Here is a 24,423-nt window from a genome sequence, read left to right as displayed (position 1 = left end):
TAAGTCCTGTTACGTTCCGGAGTCCTGACGGTGAACCTGCCCCGATCTCAGCGCACGTAGGTGAGGTTGACGACGCCGGTGTCGAGGGTGGCGACGCCGGCGAGGCGCAGGGTTGCGCCGACGCCGTTCTGGGGGAACAGCGTGGTGCCGTGGCCGAGGACGACGGGGTGGACCGCGATGCGGTACTCGTCGATCAGGTCGTGCTCCATGAGCGTCTGGACGAGGGTGGCACTGCCGTAGACCTCGATGTCGCCCCCTGACTGCTGCCGGAGCTGGGCAACGGCCTCCGCGACGTCGCCGTCGATCGCCGTCGCGTTCCACTCGAGCGGGCCGGTCAGGGTCGTGGAGGCGACGAGCTTGGGGATCTCGTACATCCGCTGCATGTACGCGCCTTGGTTGCTGTTGCCCCACGCTTTGACCAGCAGCTCATAGGTGCGCCGGCCGATCAGGAAGTAGTCGCTGGCCTGGAGGTGCTGCAGCGACCGGGCCTGCATGTCGTCGTTGAAGTACGGGTTGGCCCAGCCGCCGTACTCCTGCTCGCCGAACCCGCCCGGGTCCTGGATCACGCCGTCCAGCGAGACCAGTGTCGAGACACTCAGCTTGCGCATGACGTCCTCCTCGTTGGGTGTCGCGGTGCCGCTCGGCACCGTCATCAAGGCAGACTGAGCGCGTGCCGCAGAGGAATCGGTCCTCCCTCGAAACGGATCCGGCGAGCGAGGAGTTCATCGCCCGTGCGCAGCGCTACCGGCCCGAGCTGCTGGCCTACTGCTACCGGATGCTGGGCTCGCTGGTCGACGCCGAGGACGCGGTCCAGGAGATCTACCTGCGCGCATGGCGGTCCTACGGCGCGTTCGAAGCGCGCGCCTCGGAACGGACGTGGCTCTACCGCATCGCCACCAACACCTGCCTGACCGCGCTGGCCCACCACAGCCGGCGGGTCCTGCCCTCCGGGCTGGACGGCCCGTCCGACGACCCGTCCCAGCCGCCGAACTCGGCCGACGCGACGGTCCGCTGGCTGCAGCCTCTCCCGGACGCACGGCTGGACGTGGAGGACAACGACCCGGCGTCGATCGTCTCCGGGCGTGACAGCGTGCGACTGGCGTTGATCGCGAGCCTGCAGTACCTGCCGCCGCGTCAGCGCGCCGTGCTGATCCTGCGCGAGGTGCTGGCCTGGTCCGCCGCCGAGGTCGCCGCACTGCTCGACATGTCCGTCGCCGCGGTGAAGAGTGCGCTCCAGCGCGCCCGCGCCCGGCTGGACCAGGTCATGCCGTCCGCCGACCACCCCGCGCAGCTGACCGAACCGGAGCAGCGCGCGTTGCTGGAGAACTACATCGCCGCGTTCGAAGCCGCGGACCCGGCAGCCCTGGAACGGCTGCTGCGCCACGACGCGACGCTCGAGGCACCGCCGCTGCGTACCTGGTACGCCGGCATCCGCACCTGCCTGCCCTACATGGCAACCCACGTCATGGGCTCACCCCGCCATTGGCGGATGTTCCCGACCCAGGCGAACGGGCAACCCGCCGTCGCCGCCTACACCCGATCCCTCGACGGCCGGTACGTGCCGTACGGGATCGTCGTGCTCACCGCAGGTACGGACGGCATCTCGGCCATCACCGCGTTCGGCGAGCCCGGTCTCGTCACCGCGTTCGGCTTCCCCGCAACCCTGCCTGAGGGGCCCGATCAGCTCGATGTGTTGAAGGCGCAGAGCCAGCAAATCTAAACTGACCGTTGCAAGTACTGACCCCATCGGCAGCTGACGTCCGGGTAGGTGGGGAGACGATGGCGGCGCGGGACCACTACGCGGTGCTCGGAGTGGCGCGCGCCGCGACCGGGGAGGAGATCCAGCGCGCCTACCGTGCGCTGGTCCGCCGGTTCCACCCCGACGTCAACGCGGAGCCCGGCAGCGAGGAGCAGTTCCACCGGGTCCGTGAGGCCTACGCGGTGCTGTCGGACGCGGCGCGGCGAGCTCGCTACGACCGCGACGACACACCGAGCACCGGGGCCCGCCGCGTGCACGTCAACATCCGTCGCCCGCGGCGCAGCGCCGGTGTCGACAGCGCCAGGGCTGACACCGAGGTGGAGGTGGAGCTCCAGGTGGAGGAGCTCTACACGGGCGCGCGGCGGCGGGTCACCCTCAGCACGACGACCGCGTCGCGCGTGCACGAGGTGGCGATCCCGGCCGGCGTCACCGACGGCGACCGCGTCCGGGTGCCGGGAGAGAACCTGTACCTGATCGTCCGGGTTGCCCCGCACCCGCGCTATCGGGTCGCGGGCCGGGACGTCACGCTGCGGCTGCCGGTGGCGCCCTGGGAGGCGGCGCTCGGGGCGGAGCTCACCGTCCCGACACCGAGCGGTCCCATCGCGGTGGAGTTGCCTCCCGGATCGTCGAGCGGACGTCTGGTCCGGCTGCGCGGGCGGGGCGTGCCGAACCCGGGCGGGCAACCCGGTGACCTCTACGTCGAGGTGGCGATCGCCGTGCCGCCGTCGCCCACACCTGCGGAGCGGCAGCTGTACGAGCAGCTCGCCGCGACGTCGCGGTTCGACCCCCGCTCACCCTGATCCGCTCGCGGCGTTCGACGGTCCCGGGCGGACGGCCGCGGAGAGGGCGCGCAGATCGTCGAACGCTCGCTGCAGGTGCGCCTCCAGGCTTCGTGCGGGGTCGTCGATCCAGGCCTGGACCGCGTGCTGGTAGGCGGCCCAGCCGGTCCGGGCCGCCAGGTCGGCCAACCCGTGACCGACACCGCGCTGTCGCAGCGCCTCTGCCACGGCGTCGATGAGCCACTTGTGCTTGGCCAGCTCCCGTTCGCGCAGCGCCGGCGTCGCCGCGATGACCTTCCACCGCGGTTCGGCGAACGGGCGGTTGTCCTGCAGCTTCTGCGCGGCCTCACCGAAGGCGCGCAGCAGGACCTCGAACGGTTCCAGCTCCTCGGGCGCTTCGACCACGGTCCGCGTCAGCGCGGCGCGGAGGTCGGCTTCGCCGTCGAAGAGGACCTCGCGCTTGTCCGGGAAGTGCCGGAAGAAGGTGCGCTCGTTGACCCCGGCCCGCGCGGCGATCTCGGCCGCCGTGGTCTCGTCGAACCCGCGTTCCTGGTACAGCTCCAAGGCCGCCTGCTTGAGGCGACGACGCGCTTCTTCTCCGCTCCGTGGCACGGGCCGAGGCTACCGTGATGTGCCAGTGACTGGCGCTAAGCGTAGAGTCGCCGACGGCGCTCGTAGTGCCAGTCACTGGCACTAAAGTGGGGAATGTTCCATGCACGTCTTCGTCACCGGCGGAACCGGTCAGACCGGCCCCGCCGTCGTCGCCGAGCTCGTCGATGCCGCGACTGCGCCGCGATCGAGGTGCTCGGGCAGGCGCTGGCCGGGTCCGGCAGGCCGTTCGTCAGCACGTCCGGCACGTTGGTGATGCGGGCCGGCCGGCTCAGCACCGAGCTGGACGCGCCGGATCCCGGGTCGGTCGCCGCGTTCCGCATCGCGGGGGAGCAGGCCTGCCTGCGCTTCGCCGATCGGGGCGTCCGGGCCGCCGTCGTGCGACTCGCACCGACCGTGCACGGACCGGCCGACCACGGGTTCATCCCGGCCCTCGTCGCGGCTGCGCGCAGAGCGGGCGTCTCGGCGCACATCGGCGACGGTGCGAATCGCTGGCCGGCGATCCACCGCTCCGACGCCGCCCGCCTCTTCCGGCTGGCCCTGGAGGACGCTCCCGCCGGCAGCGTCCTGCACGGTGTCGGCGAGAGCGCCGTCACCATCAGGAGCATCGCCGAGCAGATCGCGGAGATCCTCGCCGTCCCCACCGCCTCGCTGACCCTCGACCAGGCCGTCGAGCACCTCGGGAACCCGTTCCTCGCCAGGTTCTTCTCCCTCGACGTGCCCGTCTCCAGCGAGCACACCCAGGCGCTCCTGGGTTGGGCGCCGAAGCACGCGACCCTGCTCGACGACCTCGCGACCGGCGACTACTTCACTCCGGAGGCCAGCCGGCGCGCCGAGGCGATCTGGTCCCCTAGACCGTGACGACGATCTTCCCGGCGTGGACCCCTTTCTCGAGGTGACGGTGGGCCTCGACGACCTCGTCGAGGGTGAACACCTGGTCGACGGCGGGCCGCACCGCGCCGAGGCGAACGCCGGCGTTCAGGAAGGCCGCCATGCGTCGCACCACCTCGGCGTCGAGGGTGTGCTCGAAGCTGCGGTAGCCGAAGATCGTGAGGGGCGTGCCCATCGGGAACGGTGTGGGCCGCGGGTCCAGGAAGCCCGCCGCGACCAGCGTTCCGCCGGGTCGGGCTGCCTTCACGAGATCCTGCTGACCGGGGCCCATGACGAGGTCGAGCACGATGTCGACACCGACTCCGGCGGTGTGGTGGCGAACGGCGTCGACGACGTCGTCGCGGTCGGTGGCGACGACAGCGGCGGCGCCGGCGGCGAGCAGGTCGTCCTTCTTCTCGGCGTCTCGGGTGACGGCGATGGGCACGGCGCCGAGCTGGTTGGCGACCTGCATCGCCGCCCGGCCGACGCTGCCGGACGCGGCGGTGACGAGGACGGTGTCGCCGGGCCGCATCCGGGCCTTCTCGACGAGCGCGCCGAAGGCGGTGGAGAACGCGACCCAGACCGCCGCCGCCTCCGTGACCCCGAGCGCCGTCGGCCGGGCGACGAGCCGGCTCGCGGGGACCGTGGTGTACTCGGCGTAGCTGCCCCTGACGGTCGCGTCCGGAACGGCCGTGAGGATGACTGGATCCCCGATCTCCAGCCCGGTGACCTCGGGGCCCAGCGCGTCGACGACGCCCGTCCCTTCGACGCCGAGGCGAGCGTGCGGCAGGGCAGCGGGCATGGTGCCGGCCCGCATCATCTGGTCCAGCGGGTTGACGGCGAACGCCTCGAGCCTGACCCGCACCTCGCCGGCTGCGGGTTCGACGACTGGCTCCTCGACGACGTGCATGACCTCCGGCCCGCCGAACTCGTCGAACACGACGACTCGTGGCATGGTGACTCCTCCGCATCCAGCGCTGTTCGTTGATCGCGGACGACGCTACGGAGCCCTGCGTTACCAACTGGTACCTTCGATCCTCGTGCAGAACGCGGCCGGCCCGGCCTTCCTCGCGGACTGCCCCACGCGGCTGGCGGTCGAGATCATCTCGGACAAGTGGGCCGTGCTGGTGCTCTTCGGGCTCAGCCAGCAGCCGCGCAGGCACGGCGAGCTCGTCGACCTCATCGGCGGCATCTCCCGCAAGGTCCTCACCCAGACGCTGCGCCGGCTCCAGCAGTACGGCCTGGTCGAACGCCGTGCCGAAGCGCCGCGGCGGGTCGAGTACCGCCTCACCGACCTCGGCATGACCCTCGTCGAGCCCATCGAGGTCCTGACGAGGTGGGCGCGGGACCATGGCGGGGCCATCGCCGACTACCAGGAGGCTGCGGAAGCCCTCGCCGCGGACTGACTCCTGTCAGGACGACTCGACCAGGCTCTGGATGGCGGCGGCCAGCCAGTCGCGCAGTTCGGTGTGGTCCCCGATGTCGTCGGTCAGCACGCGGCGGCGCGTCGACACGCCGAGGACGAAGGCGTCCACAGCGGCGGCCCGCCGGGCGGCCTCGGTCGGCGAGTAGCCGTAGCTGCGCAACTGCTCGGTCAGCGGCTGGATCGACTCCCGGTCGAGGAACTCCGTGAGTGCTCGGGCCGCCTCCGGTCGTTCTCCGGACGCTCGTTGCAGCACCAGGAGCGGGTCGTCGCCCACGTCCGCCGTCCAGCGCCGCACGATGCCGTCCGCCAGGCGTTCGCCGAGCGACTCGACCGGTCCGGCCAGGACCTGCTCCAGCCGGAGCCGGGTCTGCGTCGCGGCCAGGAACAGTCCGTCCTTCCCGCCGAAGTAGCGGGTGATCAGGTTCGGGGACACCCCGGCCGCCGTCGCGATCCCGCGGACCGTGGCGCTGTATCCGGCGGTCGCGAACTGGCGCCGTGCCTCGGCGAGGATCACGGATCGGGTGCGCGCGGCGTCGCGAACACGACGGTCGTCGTTCGTCACCTCGGGACCGTAGCGTATGTGTACGGCAAAGCACATGATGTGTATGGTCGTACACATGAGTGCTCCACCGCCCGTCCCGGACGGCGAACTCGCCGATCTGCGGCATCGCGTCGCCACCACTCGTCCGGTGCACCTGTCGTCCGATGTGGGCTGGAGTCGTGGCATCGACCTCGAGTACCTGCGCGAGCTCATGGACCACTGGGCGACGTCCTACGACTGGCGCGAGCACGAGACCCGTATCCGCGCGCTGCCCTGGGTCCGAGCCGGCCGGCTGCGGGCAGTGCACCGGCGGGCGGCGGGCGACGCAGCCCGTCCGGTCGTGGTCCTGCTGCACGGCTGGCCCGACTCGGTGCTGCGCTTCGAGCGGTTGCTGCCCCTGCTGGACGATCACGACGTCGTCGTGCCGGCCTTGCCGGGGTTCCCGTTTGCCCATCCTGAGAGCACCGCCAGCACGTCGAGCGCGGACATGGCGGTGCTGGTGGCTGACGCGATGTCGGAACTCGGATACGACCGGTACGTCGTGTCGGCCGGCGACTTCGGCGCACACGTCGCCGAACACCTCGCCGCGAACGAACCGGACCGCGTGCAGGCCCTCCACCTCACGAACCTCGCGCCATGGCACGCGGCGACGGCGAACCCGGCGGAGCTCACTCGGCCGGAGCGCGACCACCTCGCCGAGCTGGCGAGGTGGCGAGCCGCCGAGGGCGGCTACCTGGCGGAGCAGACGACCAAGCCGCACACGCTCGCGGCGGGACTGAACGACTCTCCCGCCGGGCTGGCCGCGTGGATCGTCGAGAAGCTGCACGGCTGGAGCGACAACGACGGCCACGTCGAGTCCGTGTTCCCCCGGGACGACCTGCTCACCTGGGTCTCGGCCTACTGGCTGACCGGATCCATCGGTACCTCCTTCGGCCCGTACATCGAACGAGCGGCACGGCCGGGCCCCGTGACGGCACCGGTGGTGATGAGCGTCTTCCCGCGCGACATGCCCGCTGCGCCGAGGACGTTCGCCGAGCGTGTGCTGCCGGTCGTCGACGTGCGGGAGCACGCTGCAGGCGGGCACTTCGCGGCCTGGGAGAGGCCTCGGGACTACGCCGACGACCTGCGGGTGGCGACCGGGATGGTGTGGTGATCGACGGGGACTACGACGGGTCGGCGTGCCGGTCGTGGCTCTGCTCCTGGACCTCGGCTCCGCTGCCGCGCGGTGGGGCCCAGCCGCGGGTGAGGACGTCGAAGATCGTCTCGACGGCGGCTCTGCGGTCCGGTCGGTTGCGGGCGAGTGCCGGGATCTCGAGCACGAACCGGGCGAGGGTGGCGCAGGTGAGGTCGTCGTGGTCGACGCCGACCTCGTCGGCGATGGCGGCGGCGAGGCTGTCGGTGTGCCGGGTCCACATGTGCTCGGCGTAGGCGCGCAGCGCCGGCGTGGAGTCCACGAGGTCGGTGAACGCGGCCGCCTGCGGGTGCGCCGCGATCGGCAGCCAGCTGCGCAGGATGTGCTCGCGGAGAGCGTCGGGGATGGTCTGCCCGTCGGCTCGCTGCCGCACTGCGGCGATCAGTGCCGACTCGCGGTCCGCCTCCTGGTCGAACACCAGCGCTTCCTTGCCGCTGAAGTGCTTGAACACCGTCGTGGTCGACACGTCGGCCGCGTCGGCGATGTCGCGGATGCTGACCTGGTCGTAGCCGCGCTCCAGGAAGAGCTGGAGCGCGGCGTCGGCGATCGCTTGCCGGGTGGCCGCCTTCTTGCGCTCGCGGCGTCCGACAGGGGACACGGTCATGGGTGAAACCTATCCGATGGTTCATCCGATCGCAAAGTGAACTCGTTGCACTTTTAGAGTCAGTCTGCTTTCCTGCGGTCATGACATCCCCGGACCCCACCCGCGCCAGGATCAGCGTCATCGGTGCCGGCCCCGGCGGGCTGACCTGCGCCCGCATCCTGCAGCAGCACGGCATCACGGCCACGGTCTACGACCGCGACCCCGGCCCCGAAGCGCGTGACCAGGGCGGCAGCCTCGACCTGCACGCCGACGACGGCCAGATCGCCCTGCGTGAAGCAGGCCTGCTCGACGAGTTCTTCCGGCTGGCCCGCCCCGAAGGGCAGGAGATGCGCCAGCTGGACCCGGCCGGCACGATCACCGCCCACCTGGTCCCGCAGGCCGACGAGATGTTCAAGCCGGAGATCGACCGGGGCCAGCTGCGCACGCTGCTGCTCGACTCCCTGCGACCGGGAACCGTCCAGTGGGGCCGCGCACTCGACCGGGTCACCGGGCCGTCCGAGGGGCCACGGCAGCTGCACTTCACCGACGGCACGACCGTCGAGACCGACCTGGTGATCGGTGCCGACGGCGCGTTCTCACGGGTGCGCCCGGCCGTGTCGCCCGCGGTCCCGCAGTACACGGGGGTGAGCTTCCTGGAGGCCTGGTTCTCCGATGTCGAGCGCCGGCACCCCGCCATCGCCGAACTGGTCGGCCCGGGCAGCGCCGCCGCCGCCGACGGCGAGCGCGGTCTCTTCGCCCAACGCAACAGCGGGAACCACATCCGCGTCTACATCCTGCGGAAGGTCCCGCAGGACTGGATCAGCGCGAGCGGACTCACCATCGACGACACCGAGGGCATCCGCGGCCTGCTGCTCGGCGAGTACGCCCACTGGTCGCCGCGCATGCGCCGGATGATCGCCGAGAACGACGGTCCCTACATCGACCGCCCGATCCTGGCGCTCCCCGTTCCGCACTCCTGGGCGCACGACCCGACGGTGACCCTGCTCGGCGACGCCGCCCACCTCATGCCCCCGCTCGGGGTCGGCGTCAACCTGGCCATGCTCGACGCCGCCGAGCTCGCCATCGCCCTCGTGAACGCCGCCACCGTCGACGATGCGATCCGCGCCTACGAGAAGACCATGCTGCCCCGCTCCATCGAGACGGCCACCATCCTCGAGAACCGCGCCGACGATCTCCTGTCCGCCGACGTGCCCGACCGCGACGGCGGTGACGGCGTGCCCCGCATCGGCCCTGTCACCCCTCTTGCCGGCGAGCGCGAGCAGCTGCCCAGAGGCGCAGCTGCTCGGTGATCTGGGCCTCGTAGCCGTTCCGGGTGGGTTCGTAGTACGCCTCGCGGTCCATGCCGTCGGGGAAGTAGTCGGCACCGGAGAACCCGTCGGGGGTGTCGGGGTCGTACTGGTAGCCCTTGCCGTAGCCGAGGTCCTTCATCAGCCGGGTCGGGGCATTGAGGATGTGGGCCGGCGGCATGAGCGAGCCGGTGCGGCGGGCTGCGCGCTGTGCCGCGGTCAACCCGCGGTAGACGGCGACGGACTTCGGGGCGGTGGCGAGGTACACGACGGCCTGCGCGATCGCCAGCTCGCCCTCCGGGGAGCCGAGTCGCTCGTAGACGTCCCAGGCAGCGAGCGCCTGTTGAACCGCGTGCGGGTCGGCCATGCCGATGTCCTCGCCTGCGAAGCGAACCAGCCGGCGGGCCACGTACAAGGGGTCCTCGCCACCGTCGAGCATGCGGGCGAGCCAGTACAGGGCCGCGTCGGGGTCGGAGCCGCGCAACGACTTGTGCAGCGCGGAGATCAGGTTGTAGTGGCTCTCCTGCGTCTTGTCGTAGAGCGGGGCGCGCTGCTGGACGTGGTGGGCAAGCGCGACCGTGTCCAGGGGTGTCGCGGTGTCCGGGAGGGCCTGGAGCTGTTCGGCCATGTTCAGGATGTAGCGGCCGTCGCCGTCGGCCATGGCGATCAGGGCGCGGCGGGCGTCCTCGTCGAGGGGCAGCGGGTGGCCGGTGAGCTGCTCGGCGCGGTCGAGCAGCGTGGACAGCGCGGCTTCGTCGAGCCGTTTGAGCACGAGGACCTGGGTGCGGGAGAGGAGGGCGCCGTTGAGCTCGAAGCTCGGGTTCTCCGTGGTGGCGCCGATCAGGACGATCGTGCCGTCCTCGACGTAGGGGAGGAAGCTGTCCTGCTGGGCACGGTTGAAGCGGTGGATCTCGTCGACGAACAGCAGGGTGCCCTGCCCGACGTCCCGCCGCTTCCGTGCGGCGGCGAAGACCTTCCGCAGATCGGCCACGCCGGAGAAGGTGGCCGACACCGATTCGAAGACGAGGTTGCTGCCGGCGGCGAGGAGCCGGGCGATGGTCGTCTTGCCCACGCCGGGCGGCCCCCACAGGATGGCGGAGCTCAGGCGCTGCTGGGCGACCATGCGGCCCAGCGGGGCGTCCGCGGCCACGAGGTGGTCCTGCCCGACGACGTCGTCCAACGACGTGGGTCGCAGGCCGTCGGCGAGCGGTCGGGCGGGTTCCTCGTCGAAGAGCGGCAGGGGCGGTTCGGTCGGTTCCATCGGACTCTCGGCTCGGTGGCGGGACGTGCGCGACGTGGCGAGCGTCGCACGAGACACCGACGAGCACGGCCCATCCGCCGAGTACCCGAGACGATCATGCCTGGATGTGACTGCGGTAACAGGCAGAGGCCCACTCGGTTTGCGACGATGCTCGCGATGTCCCAGGCCACGACGTTCCGCCAGCGTCGCCACGTCGACTTCTGTCGGCAGGCGAGCGCGATCTGTGCGGCGCGCGGCCGGGGACTGCTCCTCCCGTCGAGGTGACGTGGGGCCCGGCCGTCCGCAGTGCCGTCTGCGCCGTGCCCGCCCACCACCGCCCGGGAGCCCGACGATGCCGACCCTCCTCCCCGCCGCACCGCCGCTCGACACGGCCGCGAGCCCCGACCGCCGCGGCTCCAACGCGGCCACCATCCTGCGGACGATCCTGGACGCAGGACCCGTGGCAAGGAGCACGATCGCCCGCCGCACCGGGCTGAGCGCCGCCGCGGTGACCCGGCTGTGCCAGGACCTGGCCGCGCGCGGCCTGATCCGCGAGCTCCCCACCCGCGCACCGCGCGCCAGCCTGGGCCGACCGCACGTCCCGGTCGACCTCGACGACCGCCGGCACGTCGCCGCCGGCGTGCACATCGCCGTCCCGCACACGACCGTCGCGCTGTCCGACCTGCGCGGGCGGGTCCTGGAGCAGGAGGTCCTGCCGCACGGCGGCGCCGGCCCGGAGGAGATCCTGCACCGAGCCGCGGGGACGGTCGAGCGGCTGCTGCGGGAGTCCGCGGAAGGTCGGGAGCTCCTCGGCATCGGCCTGGCCACCGGCGGACGCGTCGACACCGCCACCGGCGACATCGTGTGGCACAACCTGCTCGGCTGGCGCGACGTCCCGGCCGGGCGGCTGCTGGGCGACCGGCTCGGCCGGCCGGTCCGCGTGGAGAACCACTCCCGCGCGCTGGCCAGAGCCGAGCTGCTGTTCGGCCCGCTGCGCCACCGCGCCCGGCGCAGCCTGGTGCACCTGTTCGTCGGCAACATGGTCGACGCGGCGCTGTCGACCGCGGGCACCGTCCATCACGGACCCGGATCGGCGGCCGGCGAGATCGCGCACCTGCCGCTGGGCGACAGCGCGGTGCAGTGCCCGTGCGGGCGCACCGGCTGCCTGCAGGCCTCGGTGTCCGACCGGGCCATGGGGGAGCGGGCGGCGGCGGAAGGCGTGCTCGCCGCGCCGTCCTTCGACGGGCTCGTGGCCGCCGCCCGCGCGGGTGACCCGCGTGCTGCCGACCTCTTCCGGCGCCGCGCACGGACGGTGGGCCGCGCGGCCGCCCTCCTGCTCGACCTCGTCAACCCCGACGTCCTCGTCGTGGTCGAGGGCGGGCTGATCCTCGTGCCCGAGATCGCGTCGATGCTGCTCGCCGAGCTGCACGCCGAGGTGGCCGCGCGCTCGCACGTCTGCGCCGACCCCGCAGCGGTCGTCCGGGCGAGCGCGTTCGGGCCGGATCTCCTGGGCGTCGCCGCCGGCACCGTCGTGCTCGACGAGATCTATTCCCGTCCCCTCGAGCTGCGCGCGACTTAATTACAGAAATCGCAAAGTTGACACCCCGCGAAACGCGAACCAGTATGGAATTCATGAGCATCGCCGGCCGGAACAGCGCCCTCACGGGCTGCTGTCGCTGCTGTTGCCGCTAGCTCCCTGACGGCCTGCGTCGACGCGGCCGGTCATTTCTTCCGCTCTTCACCCCGGGTTCTTCCACGCTGCGCCGTGCTTGATTCCCGGGTATTTCCTCATGCCCGACCCCCGTCTCCGAGGAGTATTCATGTCCGTTCTCGACACGCCCGTCACCGGCACCGAGCTCGCTGTCCGGAGGGTCGCGGGCCACATCGGCGCCGACGTCACCGAGATCGACCTCGCCCGCCCGCTCGGCGAGGCGGCGGTGCAGACCCTGACCGACGCGCTGCACCGCCACAAGGTGCTGTTCTTCCGCGACCAGCAGCTCGACCACGCCGCGCAGGTCGCCTTCGCCCGGCAGTTCGGCGAGCTCACCCACGCCCACCCGCACGAGGACCAGGCGCCGTCCGAGGCGCCGGAGATCCTCACGATCGACCCCGACCGGTACGCCGCCCGCTACGGCGAGGACTTCCGCGCCGAGCAGCGCCGCCGCTACAGCTACTACGCCGGCTGGCACACCGACGTCACGGCCACGGTCAACCCGCCGGCCGCCTCGATCCTGCGCGCCGAGACGGTGCCCGACTTCGGCGGCGACACCCAGTGGACCAACCTCGTCGCCGCCTACGAGGGACTGTCCGAGCCGCTGCGCGAGTTCGTGTCGACCCTGCGGGCGGTGCACCGGTTCGGCGGCGACGACGGTCTGCGCAACGAGCGGTACCGGCAGCGCGTGGAGCAGAACCTGCTCGTCGCCGAGCACCCGGTGGTGCGGGTGCACCCGGTCACCGGCGAGCGCGGGCTGTTCGTCAACCCCGGATTCACCAGTCACGTCGTTGGCCTCTCCCCGCGGGAGAGCCGGGCGCTGCTCGACCTCCTCTACGCCGAGCTGGCGCGTCCGGAGTACACGGTCCGCTTCCGCTGGGCGCCCGGCAGCGTCGCGTTCTGGGACAACCGGGCGACGGCGCACCTGGCCCCGTCCGATCTCGATCACCTCGACGTCCGGCGGACCCTGCACCGCGTCACGCTCGTCGGCGACGTCCCGGTCGGTCCGGACGGCCGCGAGTCGACGCTGATAGAGGGTCGCCCGTTCACCGCCATCCCCGCCGTCGCCGCGAACTGACGCGCCCCCGCATCCCTCCGCGCGCTCGGTCGCCACCGAGCGGCTCGCGGGACCCCGACCCGACCGAGAAGGGCTCCACCCGTGTCCCACACCCCGCCACGCTCCCGATATCGCCCCCGACCACGCCTGCTCGGCGTGCTCGCGGCCGCGCTCGCGCTCGTCCTCGCCGCGGGCTGCGGTTCCGGCGGCGGTGCGGCAGGCGCGGGCCCGGAGAAGCTCGAGATCGCCTACCAGGGCTCGGCGAACTTGGTGACCTTCCCGGAACTCGCCGCCGACCTCGGTTACCTGGGCGAGGTCAAGCTCAACTGGGTCGGCAACACCATCTCCGGCCCGCAGGACATCCAGTCCGCCGCGACCGGTCAGGTCGACATCGGCGGCGCGTTCGCCGGTGCCGTGGCCAAGCTGATCACGTCCGGCGCACCGGTCACGGCGGTGGTCAACTACTACGGCTCCGACGACAGGACCTTCGGCGGCTACTACGTGCCGGTCGACAGCCCGATCCGGTCCGCCCGGGACCTGATCGGGAAGAAGATCGGCGTCAACACGCTCGGCGGCCAGGCCGAAGCCGTGGTCACCCAGTACCTGAAGGTCGGCGGGCTGACCCCCGACGAGATCAAGCAGGTCCAGCTGGTCGTGCTCCCACCGCTCAACACCGAGGAGTCGCTGCGCCGCGGTCAGATCGAGGTCGGCGCGTTGAGCGGCGTGCTGAAGGACCATGCGGAGGAGGTGGGCGGGCTGCGGCCGCTGTTCACGGACTCGGGCCTGTTCGGCCAGTTCAGCGGCGGGCAGTACGTCCTGCGCAACGACTTCATCGCGAGGAACCCGCACACCACCGAGGTGCTCGTGAGCGGCATCGCCCGGGCGATCGAGTGGGCCCGCACCACGCCGCGCGACGAGGTGATCGCCCGGTTCACGTCGATCATCGAGAAGCGCGGCCGCAACGAGAGCACGCAGAACGTCAAGTACTGGAAGAGCACCGGCATCCCGTCGACCGTGATCACCGACACCGACTTCACCCGGTGGTCGGACTGGCTGGCCTTCACCGGCGTCACGAACGTCGACGTCCCGAAGCTCTACACCAACCAGTACAACCCGTACCGGCCCGGCGGCCCGGCGGCGGTGGCAGCCCGATGACCGCCAGGATCAGCCTCCGCGACGTGACCAAGACCTTTTCGGGTCGCGGTGGCGAAGCCCCGTTCACCGCGCTGGACGGGATCACCCTCGACGTGGCGCGGGGCGAGTTCCTCGCGATCGTCGGCCCGAGCGGATGCGGCAAGTCCACGCTGCTCGACCTGGTCGCCGGGCTCAGCACCACGACCGGGGGCGAGGTGCTGCTCGACGGCCGCCCGGTGACCGGGCCGGGGCTGGACCGCGGCGTGGTCTTCCAGCAGTACGCGCTGTTCCCGTGGCGCACGGCGCTCGCCAACGTCGAGTTCACGCTGGAGGCCAAGGGCCTGGGCCGCCGGGAGCGGGGCCGCATCGCGCGGGAGGCGCTCGACCTGGTCGGGCTGACCGGGTTCGAGCACCGCTACCCGCACGAGCTCTCCGGCGGGATGAAGCAGCGCGTGGCGATCGCCCGCAGCCTCGCCTACGAGCCCGAGGTGCTGCTGATGGACGAGCCGTTCGCCGCCCTGGACGCGCAGACGCGCGAGTCGCTGCAGGACGAGCTGCTGCGGATCTGGCGCCGCACCGGCACCACGATCGTGTTCATCACCCACGGCATCGACGAGGCCGTGTACCTGGGCCAGCGCGTGGCGGTCATGACCTCGCGGCCGGGCCGGATCAAGGACGTCGTCCGCATCGACCTGGACCGCCCGGACGAGCCGGACTCCGACCTGCGCTCGGAGCCGGAGTTCACGCGGTACCGCCGGCAGATCTGGGACCTGCTGCACACCGAGGTCCGCCGGGCCGGCGAGCTGGAGGAGGTGGGCGTCCGATGACGGCCGTCGCGACCGACCGGACCGTGACCCGCACCGAGCCGCGGCCGGCACCCGTGCCCGTTCCCGCCCGGAGGCCGGGCCGCCGTCCCGCGGCCCTGCTGGGCACGGTGGTCCAGCGCAGCATCGCCATCGTGGCGTTCCTCGCCGTGTGGGAGGTGGTGCCGCTGGTCGGCATCGTCGACCGGACGTGGCTGCCGCCGTTCTCGAGGGTGCTGGCCAGCTGGTTCGCGCTGGCGGCGAGCGGCCAGCTCGGCGAGCACATCGTGGTGAGCCTGCAGCGCTCGCTGGCCGGGTTCGTCATCGCGATCGCGGTGGCGGTGCCGCTCGGCCTGCTGATCGCCTGGTACCGGCCGGTGGCCGACGTGCTCGACCCGCTGCTGGAGGTGTTCCGCAACACCGCGGCGCTCGCGCTGCTGCCGGTGTTCACCCTGATCCTCGGCATCGGCGAGACCTCGAAGATCGCGTTGATCGTGTTCGCGTGCCTCTGGCCGATCCTGCTCAACACGATCAGCGGGGTGCGCGGGGTGGACCCGCTGCTGATCAAGTCGGCGCGGTCGGTGGGGCTGCCCAGCGTCCGGCTGTTCCAGAAGGTGATCCTGCCCGCCGCGCTGCCGACGATCTTCACCGGCATCCGCCTGGCCGGCGCGGTGTCGATCCTGATGCTGATCGCCGCCGACATGGTCGGGGCCAAGTCGGGCCTCGGCTACCTGATCAACAACACCCAGTTCAACTTCCAGATCCCCGAGATGTACGCCGGCATCGTCACCGTCTCGGCGATCGGGGTGGCGTTCAACTACGGGCTCGTGCGGATCGAGCGGCGGCTCTCGCGGTGGAGGCACGGATGACCAGGCAGCTGCACCTCAACGCGTTCATCATGCCGGCGGGGCACCACGAGGCGGCCTGGCGGCACCCGTCGACCCAGCCGGAGCGCATCCACGACGCCGACTACTTCCACCAGATCGCGCGCACCGCCGAGGCGGCGGCGTTCGACGCGGTGTTCTTCGCCGACAGCCCGTCGCTGAGCCCGGCCGTGGCGCACAACGCCGTGGGCGGCCTGGAACCGATCACGCTGCTGGCCTCGATCGCGGCGGCGACGAGCCGCATCGGGCTGATCGCCACGGCGTCGACCACCTACTACGAGCCGTACAACCTGGCCCGGCTGTTCGCCTCGGTCGACCAGCTGAGCAAGGGCCGGGCGGGCTGGAACATCGTCACGACGGCGGCGGACATCGCCGCCGCCAACTTCGGGCTGGACGCGCACCCGGATCCGGTGGAGCGCTACGGGCGGGCGACGGAGTTCCTGGACGTCGTGACCAAGCTGTGGGACGGCTGGGAGCCCGACGCGATCCTGCTCGACCGCGCCGCCGGCCGCTACGCCGATCCCGACCGGATCCACCCGGCCGAGCACGTGGGGCAGCGGTTCCGCGTGCGCGGCGCGCTGACCGTGCCGCGCTCGCCGCAGGGTCGCCCGGTGCTGGTGCAGGCCGGCGCGTCGAACGAAGGACGCGCGTTCGCCGCGCGGTTCGCCGAGGCGATCTTCACCGCGCACCAGCGGCTCGCCGACGCCCAGGCGTTCTACGCCGACATCAAGGCCGCTGCCGTCCGGTTCGGCCGCAGCCCGGACGGCGTGGTGATCCTGCCCGGCATCAGCCCGTTCATCGGCGACACCGAGGAGGCAGCACTCGCACTGGAGCGGGAGTTCAACGAGCTCACCATCCCGGAGTACGGGCTGCGCCAGCTCGAGCAGCTCACCGGCGTGCGGCTGGGGGAGAGCGCGCTGGACGGGCCCGTCCCGGCGGACCTGTTCCGCGATGCCGGCGACGTCACCGACAACGGGCGCAGCCGGCTGCAGGTCGTCGCCGGGATCGTCGAGCGGGAGCGGCCGACCGTGCGCCGGCTGCTGCACCGCCTCGCCGGCGCGCGCGGGCACCGGGTCTTCGCCGGCACCGCCGAGCAGGTGGCCGACACCATCGAGGAGTGGTTCCGCGGCGGCGCGGCCGACGGGTTCAACGTGATGCCGCCGTTCTACCCGGGCGGGCTCGAGCAGTTCGTCGACCGCGTGGTGCCGCTGCTGCGCGAACGCGGCCTGTTCCGCGAGGAGTACACCGGCACCACGCTGCGCGAGCACCTGGGGCTGGACGTGCCACGCAGCAGGTTCGCCGATGTTCGGGTGGCGCCGCTGGCGACCGGCGCGTGAGGCTGTTCGAGCCGAGCTGATCCGCGTCGGCTCAGCAGTCCGGACCGGCGGCGAACAGGGCGGCCGGACCGGACCGGGTGGGACGCCGGTGAACCGTCCGGTGGGCCTTCACGCCGACCGGGTCGCCGGAGTCGAGGGTCGTGGCGGCGACCGGCTGGTTCGGCGGGCGACGGCGGGAACCCGCCGGTCGGAGCGGAACGAGCTGGTACCCCCGCCGCCGCTCATGGCTCCTCCCCGCCCCGACCGTGCTGATCTTCGGTGCTTCGGCGGCGGCGATGGTCGACGACACCGATGTCCACCTGGTGCAGCCACAGGCCGAGCCCGCCGACCAGGTGGTCACGGCGCACGCTGAACCAGCGCTCGCGTCCCGACCTGCGGACGGTGATCAGTCCGGACTCGACGAGGATCGCGAGGTGGCGGGTCGTGGTGGGCCAGCTCTGTTCGAACCGGGCGGCGAGATCGCCTGCGGTGAGCTCTCCGCGCTTGTGCAGCACCACGACGATGTCCCTGCGAGCCGGGTGGGCGAGGGCTTCGAACACGACGTCGAGCTCGCTCAGGTTCCGGACGATCCGACTGCGAGCCATCTACAACTGTCAGGCCCTCGCCGGGTTCGGGGAGGGGTGCCGGGGTTCGTAGAGGCCGAGCTCGCCCCCGCCGGGTGTCCGCATCGCCGTGAGGAGCCCCCACCCGGCGTCCTCGATCGGGCGCACGAATTCGACGCCCTTGGCTTCCAGTTCCTTGACGGTCGCGTCGATGTCGTCGCACTGGAGGTACAGCTCGTGCATGCCCGTCGTCTCCGTCGGGTGGATCCCGAGCTCGGCCGGCGGCAGCGCGAAGATCAGCCATCCGTCGCCGCTGTCGACCGAGTCGAACTCCAGCACGTCCCGGAAGAAGCTGCGCAGGGCCTGTGCGTCCTTGTTGTAGATGATGGCGTGCGTGCCAGTGATCATGGGCTGTTTCCCGTCCGATGCGAACAACGTTTAGCAATGTTGCTAACTATGGAGGACGGAGCGCCCGGTTGGCAACCAGGGGGACGAGGACGCCCGTAGCGACGCCGGCCCGCCAGTGCCATGCTCGACGCAGACTCCGGCTCTCCCGAGACCGAGGTCGCGCAGCACCGAACGGGGAGCGTGGTGACGCGTCAGGAACTGGTCGGGAAGACCGGGTCGGTGACGATGCGGGTGCGAGGGGGCGAGCTGCCGGGCGAGGTCCGGGTGGTCGTCGCGGGCATCCCGCACTACTACATCGCCTACTGCAACCGCCCGGTACCGACCGGCACGCCCGTCATCGTCGTCAACGCCCGCGGTGCTCGTCAGATCGACGTCGAACCCTGGGGGGAACCAGGCGCGGACGCCGAACGTGTGGCAAGCCCGACGGAGGCGATGTAAGCGGTGTTCGGATACAAGGTTCCAGCGCCCAACGAGGCCCTGTTGATCAGTGGTCGCAAGCAGCGCGGCGAGGACGCGCTCCAGTTCAAGATCGTGACGGGGCACGGCGTGTTCGTGATGCCGATCGTGTCGCGGTGCTCGCGCCTGACGCTCGCGATGCAGGAGGCCGAGGTCGTCGAGGACTGCTTCACGCAGCAGGGACTCACCCTCGGCGTGGAGGCGGTGATCGCCTTCAAGGTCGGCGACGACCACGAGTCGATCGCCGCCGCCGCGCGCCGGTTCCAGGGCGACCAGTCCCAGATGCCGACGCTGGTGGGCCGGATCTTCAGCGGCCACCTGCGCAGCATCATCGGGAGCATGACGGTGGAGGCGATCATCCGCGAGCAGCAGACGCTCGCGGACGCCATCGTCGATGCCAGCAAGGGCGAGATGGGCAAGATCGGCCTGGCCGTCGACTCGTTGCAGATCAGCAGCATCGATGACAAGGGCGTCGGCTACATCGCAGCGCTCGCGGCACCGCACCAGGCCGCCGTCAACCAGGCCGCGAAGATCGCGCAGGCCGCTGCGGACCAGGCCAGCGCCATGGCCCAGCAGGAGAGCGCGCGCAACCAGGCCGAGTACATGCGGCAGACCGCGATCGCGAAGGCGCAGTACCAGGCCGAGATCGACCAGGCCGAGCAGCGGGCCGCCCAGGCAGGCCCGCTCGCCGCTGCCCAGGCCCAGCAGGCCGTCCTCGCCGAGCAGGCCCTGGTGGCCCAGCGCAACGCCGCGCTGCGCGAGGCGCAGCTGATCGCCGAGGTCGTCAAGCCGGCCGAGGCCGAGGCCGAGGCGATGCGGACGATCGCTCGCGCTCAGGCCGACGCGACCAAGCTCTCCGCAGAGGCTGCCGCGGCTCAGGACCGGATCGCACTCGACCAGATGGTGATCAAGCAGCTGCCCGAGATGCTCCGCGCTGCGGCGGAGGGTCTGCGGGGTGCCAACCTCACCGTGCTCGACGGCGCCGACGGCCTCTCGGGCGTCGTCGCCTCCCTCGCGGGTCAGGGCATGGCGCTCCTCGACGCGGTGCGCAATGGCCTCGCCGGAACGGCGGAGTCCGCCGACGCGTCCGACGCCCGCCCTCCGGCACCGGACGAGCCCCAACCGCCGCTGGCGTTGAACGCCCGCCCGCTCCCGACGCCTCACACCTGAGGGCGGTAGCTCCTACCGCTACCCGAGTCGGTCGACGCGGCACGCGCCGATCGGTGCGTGGTAGCTCCTTGACGCCCGACAGACGGCGGATGATCGCGGCGGTATCGGCCGTGACGATGGTCGGCATGGATCCGGGTCCTCGGCGCCGTCGTCCGCGTCGCGCTGCCGCACCGCCTGCCGTCACCCCGGCGCAGGCGGTGTCTTCGCGGGCTCGGACCGGCTTCCACCAGCGGATCACCGAACAGGAGAACTGGCATGCGCACGCTCAAGGCCTGGATCTACATGACCCTCGACGGGGTCGTCGAGGCGCCCGAGACTTGGGTGATCCCCGACGCGGAGATGTTCGCCGCCCAGACCGCCGGCTACGGGACCTCCGATGCCCTCCTGCTCGGGCGCCGCACCTACGAGGTCTTCGCCGCCTCCTGGCCCCAGCGCGGCAGCGATGTGCAGAACGCGGATTGGATGAACACCACCCGCAAGTACCTCGCCTCTACCACCCTGGCGGCACCGAGCTGGCGGAACACCACGGTGCTGCAGGGCGACGTCGTGCAGGCCGTCGCGGGGCTCAAGCGGGAGGACGGTAAGGACATCACCGTCAACGGCAGCGCCGGCCTGCTCCGCACGTTGCTGCGCGCCGAGCTCGTCGACGTGCTCCAGCTCTACGTGCATCCACTGCTGGTCGGGTCCGGCAGCCGCCTGTTCGACGACGCGCCCGACCGGGTCGGGCTCACCCTTCGCGACGTCCGCAGGTTCGACAGCGGAATCGTGGCGCTGAGCTACAGCTCGGCCGACACCATGCGCGGGGAGATCCGGTGACCCCGCGGTCACGCCACTCATCGGCGCGAGCGCCAACTGACCTTCGACGTACCCCGTTCCGGCGCGTCCTTGACGACGGTCCGCACCGGCAGTCCCATGAAGTCGCTGAACCGTGCGGTGTGCTCGGCGAGCTCGTCGACGTCGAAGCCCGGTAGGGGCCGCAGCTCCACCTCCACGGAGGTCCTCTTGATGGACCGCCGCCACAGCCCGGCGATCTGTCCGTCCTCGACGATCGTCGCGTAGAACATGCCGTTGTACGTGGAGATCGGGATCTCGTCGTACCGCCCGAAGTACGCGCCGCGATCCTTGAAGCCGATCACCAGCTCGTCGTAGGCAGGCAGGAGCAACGCCCCCGAAGCCGGTTCGAGGCTCGGGGGCAGCCAGTACTCCTTGCCGTCGAACGTCTCGCGCACCAGCTGGTCCTTGATCGGCTCCAGCCCGAGGCCCGCCTCGCGCACCCCGATGCCGCACCAGTTCGCGAAGTCCGCCAGGGTCGCCGGCCCGTGGCTGGTGAAGAACCGCTCCGCCAGCACGGCGAGCGCCTCTTCGCCCGAGAGCGACCGCTGGTTCGGCGCCCACTCCTCCAGCAGCACGAACGTCTGGTCCTTGCCCCGCGGCGGGCCCGGTACGACCAGGCCTTCCTGGGCGAGGTGATTCAGCGTGAAGTAGCTCTGCTGCCGGTCGTCGGGGATGCCGACGCCGGCCATCAGGTCGATCATCTCGCGCCGGGTGAGGCACCCGCCGCCGCTCAGCGCGTCCACGAACGTCGTGCGCGCCAACGACATCAGCTCGGGCGTCATGTTGTGGTACTGCCAGGCCTTGGGCGTGAGCTTGGCCAGGAACCGCTTGCCGAACAGGCTCAGCATCCACCCGACGTCCTCGGCCAGGACGTAGTGGATCGTGCCCCGCATCAGCCAGGTGCGGACCAGCCGGCCCGACCGCAGCGCGTCCTCGACCTCGGTGACCCGGCCGGTCGCCGTACGCAGGCCCAACGCCCACAGCGACTGCCCGTAGTCCTGTGCCTGCACTGCACCCAGCGCGCGGACGACGTCCTCGACCGAGTCGAAGCGCCCCACTCGCTGGTTGCCGAGGCGAAGCGCCGCGATGTCCATCGCGCCAGTCTGGCCGACGGCGCCGCCGCGTTGGCGCATGACCTTGCAGGGGTGGTCGAGCGCGGGCCGGGCGCATGTCGTCGACGAGGACGGCTGTTCCGTCAGCCCGGCCCCTCGGGGACGAACTCCGGTCATCGACCGCGCTCGCGCGGCAGGGCGAGGTCGAGGTGCGCCACGAGCAGCCTCTGCAGGTGGCTCAGGTACCAGGCGCTCTCGTCGGGCTCCGCCGAGGCGATGAGCGGCATGAGTGCCTTGGTCACCTGGATCGCGACGGTGGCGGCGCGACGCAACTGGTGGGGCGTCGCGCCGGGGGTGCGCCGCGCCAGTTCGGCCACGACCCGGTCGGACAGGGCGGCCTGCAGCGGTGCGGTCGCCTCGGTGAGGGTGGGCGGCATGTCGGTTCGGGCGAAGAGCGTCTTGAACGCGCGATGCCGACGGTTGAACTGGACGAGCGGGGTGAGCACGCGCTCGACGAGGCCTGCGGTCGAGAGATCGGCCGGCTTCCCCCGAAAGGCGTCGTCATGGGCGGCTGCCAGCTCGTCCGCGTAGCGCTCGGCGAGTGCGCGGGCGATGGCGTCCTTGTTGTCGAAGAACTGGTAGAGCGAGCCGGGGGAGATCCCGGCTGTGGCCGCGATGGCGTTCGTCGTCGCCGCCTCGTAGCCGCGCTCGGCGAAGACCTCGGCGGCTGCTTCGAGGATCTGGCCGATGCGGCGCTCGCCGCGAGCCTGCCGTCGCGGTCGAGCGGCCGGTGTGTCCGCGACGTTCGTCATGGTCCGCCCCTCGTTCGACAATACGAGCGAGTACTCGTATTCTGACCGCGAACACGAGAGTCGACTCGTGTTTGACGCTAGCAGGTGGGCCGGGCGGCCAGGCCAACTGGTGGACACCCGCTGCGCTGCGGCGGCGCAACGAACGAACTGTCAGGTCAGAGAGGAAGCCATGTCCCACACCGACTCCGCAGTCCTGATCACCGGGGCGGCCGGCGGCATCGGTACCGCCACCGTCCGCCGGCTCACCGAGCGCGGCTACCACGTGTTCGCCGGTGTCCGCAGGAGCGCACCGGGCCTCGACGGGCTGCCGGACGTCGACGTGCTGCCGTTCGACGTGACCGACCCGGATGCCGTCCGCGGTGCCGCTGAGCGGGTCGCCGGCGCGCTCGGCGACCGGGTCCTCCGCGCAGTGATCAACAACGCCGGGCTCATCATCCAGGGCCCGCAGGAGCTCGTGCCGCCGGCCGACCTGCGCCGCCAGTTCGAGGTCAACACGTTGGGGCCGGCATACGTCACGCAGGCGTTCCTGCCGCTGCTGCGCCGCTCCACGGGACGCGTGATCAACGTGAGTGCGCCGACGGCCAACACGCCCTTGCCGTTCATGGGGCCCATCTCCGCGAGCAAGGCCGCGCTGGCCGCCCTCTCCGAGGCCCTGCGCGCCGAGCTCGCCGCGTGGGACATCCCCGTGGTGCTCATCGAACCGGACAGCACCGACACGCCCATCTTCGCCAAGGCCGACGCCGACGCCCGGCGGGCGCTCGCCGACACCGACCCGGCGCGCGTCGCGCTCTACGCCCCTCACCTCGAGGCGCTGGCGAAGGCGATGGCCGCCCAGAGACCGGCCCCGGTCGAACCGGTCGCGAAGGCGATCGTCGAGGCCGTCGAGGCCCGCAACCCCAAGCGCCGCTACGTCATCGGGCGGGCGCGGATGCTCTCGATGCTCTCCCGGCTGCCTGCGAGCATGCGCGAGAGCATGATCGCCCGCACGTTCGGGCTCGCGGGGATCCGGCCCCCTGCCGAGGTGACGTCGTGACGCGGACGGTCGCCGTCATCGGCGCAACGGCGGGACTCGGCCGCGAGGCCGCGCACCGGCTCGCCGCGGCCGGCCACCGGGTGATCGCCGTGGGCCGGGACCCGCAGAAGGCCGCCGGGCTGCGCCGCGACCTGCCCGGCATCACGGTGATCACAGGCGACGTCTCCACCGCTGACGGGGTGGCCAGGGTGGCGGGGCACGTCCGCAACCACACCGACCACCTCGACACGCTGGTCAACAACGCCGGGGTGATGCCGAACCGGCGGCAGGTGACCGCGGACGGCGCCGAGCTGAACTTCGCCGTGCACCACCTCGCGCCGTTCTCGCTCACGGGGTCACTGCTGCCGCTGCTGCAGGCGGGCGACGGCCGGGTCGTGAACGTCAACTCGGCCGGGCACGCGGCCCCGATGCGCGGGACCGGCCCGGTCGAGCTGCAGTTCGACGACCTGCAGCACGAGCGTGACTACGACCCGTTCATGGCCTACAGCCGCTCGAAGCTGGCCAACCTGTTGTTCACCTACGAGCTGGCCCGGCGGCACCCGGAGCTCACGGTGGTCGCCCTCCATCCGGGGGTCGTCCGCACGAGCCTCGGGCGCGACTTCCCCCGGCCGCTCGTGATCGCGGTCCACGCGTTCGCGCTGTCCGCGGCCCGCGGAGCCGAACCCGTCGTCGAGCTCGCCACCGCCGCCCAGGTCCGCAACGGGTCGTACTACGACCGGTTCGCACCCGTGTCGTCCTCACGCGCCTCCTACGACAGGGACGCGGCTCGACGCCTCTGGGCGGCGACCGAGGACATGCGTGGCCCCTTCGCCCGGCATCACCCCTGACCCACGACGACCGGTGATCAGCCCCGCTGCAGACCCTTCCACGCGCCGTGACATGGG

General features: G+C 71.6%; 27 protein-coding genes. 17 read left to right on the top strand and 10 right to left on the bottom strand.

Translation table 11 applies throughout. The annotated features are described in order from the left end of the window. Positions 1-47: 47 nt before the first annotated feature. Positions 48-653, bottom strand: a complete 606-nt coding sequence (locus ACQEVB_RS30530; protein WP_432978768.1) for a dihydrofolate reductase family protein — start codon at positions 651-653, stop codon at positions 48-50. A 17-nt stretch (positions 654-670) separates the two neighbouring features. Here ACQEVB_RS30530 and ACQEVB_RS30525 point away from each other — a divergent pair, with 17 nt between their 5' ends. Both ACQEVB_RS30525 and ACQEVB_RS30520 read left to right on the top strand, forming a co-directional pair. Beyond that, entirely contained in the window at positions 671-1,720 is a 1,050-nt protein-coding gene (locus tag ACQEVB_RS30525; RefSeq protein WP_432978765.1) for a sigma-70 family RNA polymerase sigma factor, read from the top strand. Between the two features lie 59 nt (positions 1,721-1,779). Then, on the top strand, positions 1,780-2,559 hold the full coding sequence (locus ACQEVB_RS30520; RefSeq protein ID WP_432978762.1) for a DnaJ C-terminal domain-containing protein: 780 nt from the start codon (positions 1,780-1,782) through the stop codon (positions 2,557-2,559). Here the strand turns inward: ACQEVB_RS30520 and ACQEVB_RS30515 are convergent. Further along, positions 2,551-3,150: a TetR family transcriptional regulator gene (locus ACQEVB_RS30515; protein ID WP_432978759.1), complete on the bottom strand. Its 600-nt coding sequence runs from the start codon at positions 3,148-3,150 to the stop codon at positions 2,551-2,553. The two genes, ACQEVB_RS30520 and ACQEVB_RS30515, sit on opposite strands and share 9 nt — an antisense overlap. 189 nt (positions 3,151-3,339) lie before the next feature. Here ACQEVB_RS30515 and ACQEVB_RS30510 point away from each other — a divergent pair, with 189 nt between their 5' ends. Further along, positions 3,340-4,008: an NAD-dependent epimerase/dehydratase family protein gene (locus tag ACQEVB_RS30510; RefSeq protein WP_432978756.1), complete on the top strand. Its 669-nt coding sequence runs from the start codon at positions 3,340-3,342 to the stop codon at positions 4,006-4,008. Here the strand turns inward: ACQEVB_RS30510 and ACQEVB_RS30505 are convergent. Beyond that, complete coding sequence (locus tag ACQEVB_RS30505) at positions 3,998-4,972, bottom strand: zinc-dependent alcohol dehydrogenase family protein (RefSeq protein ID WP_432978753.1); 975 nt, start codon at positions 4,970-4,972, stop codon at positions 3,998-4,000. The genes ACQEVB_RS30510 and ACQEVB_RS30505 overlap by 11 nt on opposite strands. An 85-nt stretch (positions 4,973-5,057) precedes the next feature. Here ACQEVB_RS30505 and ACQEVB_RS30500 point away from each other — a divergent pair, with 85 nt between their 5' ends. Next, complete coding sequence (locus tag ACQEVB_RS30500; protein ID WP_432978750.1) at positions 5,058-5,423, top strand: winged helix-turn-helix transcriptional regulator; 366 nt, start codon at positions 5,058-5,060, stop codon at positions 5,421-5,423. 6 nt (positions 5,424-5,429) lie between these two features. Here the strand turns inward: ACQEVB_RS30500 and ACQEVB_RS30495 are convergent, their stop codons facing one another. After that, the gene (locus ACQEVB_RS30495; RefSeq protein ID WP_432978747.1) at positions 5,430-6,005 is read right to left on the bottom strand and encodes a TetR family transcriptional regulator; all 576 of its coding nucleotides are present in this window, start codon (positions 6,003-6,005) and stop codon (positions 5,430-5,432) included. A gap of 55 nt (positions 6,006-6,060) precedes the next feature. On the opposite strand from ACQEVB_RS30495, the gene ACQEVB_RS30490 reads away from it, so the two are divergent. Then, the gene (locus ACQEVB_RS30490; protein WP_432978744.1) at positions 6,061-7,137 is read left to right on the top strand and encodes an epoxide hydrolase family protein; all 1,077 of its coding nucleotides are present in this window, start codon (positions 6,061-6,063) and stop codon (positions 7,135-7,137) included. 10 nt (positions 7,138-7,147) lie between these two features. On the opposite strand, the gene ACQEVB_RS30485 is transcribed toward ACQEVB_RS30490, so the two are convergent. Continuing rightward, complete coding sequence (locus ACQEVB_RS30485) at positions 7,148-7,774, bottom strand: TetR/AcrR family transcriptional regulator (protein ID WP_432980665.1); 627 nt, start codon at positions 7,772-7,774, stop codon at positions 7,148-7,150. A gap of 86 nt (positions 7,775-7,860) precedes the next feature. On the opposite strand from ACQEVB_RS30485, the gene ACQEVB_RS30480 reads away from it, so the two are divergent. Further along, the gene (locus tag ACQEVB_RS30480; protein ID WP_432978742.1) at positions 7,861-9,069 is read left to right on the top strand and encodes an FAD-dependent oxidoreductase; all 1,209 of its coding nucleotides are present in this window, start codon (positions 7,861-7,863) and stop codon (positions 9,067-9,069) included. On the opposite strand, the gene ACQEVB_RS30475 is transcribed toward ACQEVB_RS30480, so the two are convergent. Further along, positions 9,014-10,327 carry a replication-associated recombination protein A gene (locus ACQEVB_RS30475; protein ID WP_432978739.1) on the bottom strand — a complete coding sequence of 438 codons (1,314 nt, stop codon included), beginning with the start codon at positions 10,325-10,327 and terminating at the stop codon, positions 9,014-9,016. The genes ACQEVB_RS30480 and ACQEVB_RS30475 overlap by 56 nt on opposite strands. A gap of 331 nt (positions 10,328-10,658) precedes the next feature. Here ACQEVB_RS30475 and ACQEVB_RS30470 point away from each other — a divergent pair, with 331 nt between their 5' ends. From ACQEVB_RS30470 to ACQEVB_RS30445, 6 genes are all read left to right on the top strand, one after another. Next, complete coding sequence (locus ACQEVB_RS30470) at positions 10,659-11,885, top strand: ROK family protein (protein WP_432978736.1); 1,227 nt, start codon at positions 10,659-10,661, stop codon at positions 11,883-11,885. A 241-nt stretch (positions 11,886-12,126) separates the two neighbouring features. Further along, positions 12,127-13,095, top strand: coding sequence for a TauD/TfdA dioxygenase family protein (locus ACQEVB_RS30465; protein WP_432978733.1), 969 nt, complete (start codon positions 12,127-12,129; stop codon positions 13,093-13,095). Positions 13,096-13,221: 126 nt separating this feature from the next. Continuing rightward, positions 13,222-14,229 (top strand): ABC transporter substrate-binding protein, encoded by a 1,008-nt coding sequence (locus ACQEVB_RS30460; RefSeq protein ID WP_432980662.1) that lies wholly within the window; start codon positions 13,222-13,224, stop codon positions 14,227-14,229. Further along, positions 14,226-15,035, top strand: coding sequence for an ABC transporter ATP-binding protein (locus ACQEVB_RS30455; RefSeq protein WP_432978730.1), 810 nt, complete (start codon positions 14,226-14,228; stop codon positions 15,033-15,035). Before ACQEVB_RS30460 ends, ACQEVB_RS30455 begins: the two co-directional genes overlap by 4 nt. Further along, on the top strand, positions 15,032-15,880 hold the full coding sequence (locus ACQEVB_RS30450; protein WP_432978727.1) for an ABC transporter permease: 849 nt from the start codon (positions 15,032-15,034) through the stop codon (positions 15,878-15,880). The genes ACQEVB_RS30455 and ACQEVB_RS30450 overlap by 4 nt, the downstream gene beginning before the upstream one ends. Then, on the top strand, positions 15,877-17,232 hold the full coding sequence (locus ACQEVB_RS30445) for an LLM class flavin-dependent oxidoreductase (protein WP_432978724.1): 1,356 nt from the start codon (positions 15,877-15,879) through the stop codon (positions 17,230-17,232). The genes ACQEVB_RS30450 and ACQEVB_RS30445 overlap by 4 nt, the downstream gene beginning before the upstream one ends. Positions 17,233-17,453: 221 nt before the next feature. Here the strand turns inward: ACQEVB_RS30445 and ACQEVB_RS30440 are convergent, their stop codons facing one another. Together ACQEVB_RS30440 and ACQEVB_RS30435 are read right to left on the bottom strand one after the other, a co-directional pair. Further along, on the bottom strand, positions 17,454-17,816 hold the full coding sequence (locus tag ACQEVB_RS30440) for an ArsR/SmtB family transcription factor (RefSeq protein WP_432978721.1): 363 nt from the start codon (positions 17,814-17,816) through the stop codon (positions 17,454-17,456). A gap of 9 nt (positions 17,817-17,825) precedes the next feature. Further along, positions 17,826-18,182, bottom strand: a complete 357-nt coding sequence (locus tag ACQEVB_RS30435; protein WP_432978718.1) for a VOC family protein — start codon at positions 18,180-18,182, stop codon at positions 17,826-17,828. Positions 18,183-18,365: 183 nt separating this feature from the next. Between ACQEVB_RS30435 and ACQEVB_RS30430 the strand changes: the two genes are divergently transcribed. From ACQEVB_RS30430 to ACQEVB_RS30420, 3 genes are all read left to right on the top strand, one after another. Then, a complete protein-coding gene (locus ACQEVB_RS30430; RefSeq protein ID WP_432978716.1) occupies positions 18,366-18,620 on the top strand; it encodes a hypothetical protein in 255 nt (84 codons plus the stop codon). A gap of 42 nt (positions 18,621-18,662) precedes the next feature. After that, the gene (locus tag ACQEVB_RS30425) at positions 18,663-19,808 is read left to right on the top strand and encodes an SPFH domain-containing protein (protein ID WP_432978713.1); all 1,146 of its coding nucleotides are present in this window, start codon (positions 18,663-18,665) and stop codon (positions 19,806-19,808) included. A gap of 255 nt (positions 19,809-20,063) precedes the next feature. Further along, positions 20,064-20,624, top strand: a complete 561-nt coding sequence (locus tag ACQEVB_RS30420; protein ID WP_432978710.1) for a dihydrofolate reductase family protein — start codon at positions 20,064-20,066, stop codon at positions 20,622-20,624. Between the two features lie 17 nt (positions 20,625-20,641). Here the strand turns inward: ACQEVB_RS30420 and ACQEVB_RS30415 are convergent, their stop codons facing one another. Further along, a complete protein-coding gene (locus tag ACQEVB_RS30415; RefSeq protein ID WP_432978707.1) occupies positions 20,642-21,736 on the bottom strand; it encodes a winged helix DNA-binding domain-containing protein in 1,095 nt (364 codons plus the stop codon). A gap of 131 nt (positions 21,737-21,867) precedes the next feature. Continuing rightward, positions 21,868-22,506 (bottom strand): TetR/AcrR family transcriptional regulator, encoded by a 639-nt coding sequence (locus ACQEVB_RS30410; protein WP_432978704.1) that lies wholly within the window; start codon positions 22,504-22,506, stop codon positions 21,868-21,870. 169 nt (positions 22,507-22,675) lie between these two features. On the opposite strand from ACQEVB_RS30410, the gene ACQEVB_RS30405 reads away from it, so the two are divergent. Next, positions 22,676-23,539: an SDR family NAD(P)-dependent oxidoreductase gene (locus ACQEVB_RS30405; RefSeq protein WP_432978701.1), complete on the top strand. Its 864-nt coding sequence runs from the start codon at positions 22,676-22,678 to the stop codon at positions 23,537-23,539. Then, positions 23,536-24,366 (top strand): SDR family NAD(P)-dependent oxidoreductase, encoded by an 831-nt coding sequence (locus ACQEVB_RS30400; protein WP_432978698.1) that lies wholly within the window; start codon positions 23,536-23,538, stop codon positions 24,364-24,366. Before ACQEVB_RS30405 ends, ACQEVB_RS30400 begins: the two co-directional genes overlap by 4 nt. The last annotated feature ends 57 nt before the right edge of the window (positions 24,367-24,423 follow it).

The organism is Pseudonocardia sp. CA-107938, from assembly GCF_050936315.1.
GTDB lineage: Bacteria > Actinomycetota > Actinomycetes > Mycobacteriales > Pseudonocardiaceae > Pseudonocardia.
The sequence above is the reverse complement of the archived record's forward strand: the minus strand, read 5'-3'. Positions and strand labels throughout refer to the sequence as shown.